The sequence below is a fragment of the Polaribacter sargassicola genome, from assembly GCF_021991835.1.
Taxonomy (GTDB): Bacteria; Bacteroidota; Bacteroidia; order Flavobacteriales; family Flavobacteriaceae; genus Polaribacter; species Polaribacter sargassicola.
The window spans coordinates 1-470 of the sequence record NZ_JAHDAU010000037.1; the positions used below are offsets into that span (position 1 = coordinate 1).

At 68.9% G+C, this 470-nt stretch carries 1 protein-coding gene; it reads left to right on the plus strand.

Features of this window, described 5'->3' with window-relative positions; translation table 11 throughout:
- Positions 1-470 (plus strand): DDE-type integrase/transposase/recombinase (locus KI686_RS17360; protein WP_237590277.1); only part of this gene is annotated, 470 nt, incomplete at both ends.

The window sequence follows — 470 nt, forward strand, 5'->3', positions numbered from 1 at the left end:
CGTCCGACGGGACCTACGGGGCGCCCAGGATCCGTGCGGACCTGCAGGACGCGGGCGTCGCAGTGTCGCGGAAGACGGTCGCGAAACTGATGCGTGAACAGGGAATTGCGGGGATCAGTCCCCGCACCTGGCGCCCGGCGACGACGGTGCACGGGGACGACCCGTTCCCGGTCCCCGATCTTGTGGAACGGCAGTTCGACCAGGGTGAGCGGGACGTCGCCTGGTTCAGCGATATCACCTACCTGCGCACCGGTGAAGGGTGGGCGTACCTGTGCGTCGTGAGGGACGGGCACACCCGCCGGGTCCTCGGCCGCTGTGTCGCGGACAGCATGCATTCGGACCTCGTCGAGCATGCCCTGCGGCAGGCGGTCGCACTGCGCGGGGAACTGCCCCGGAAGGTGATCTTCCACGCAGACAGGGGTACCCAGTACACCAGCAACCAGCTCGCCGACACCGCCCGCGAGCTGGGT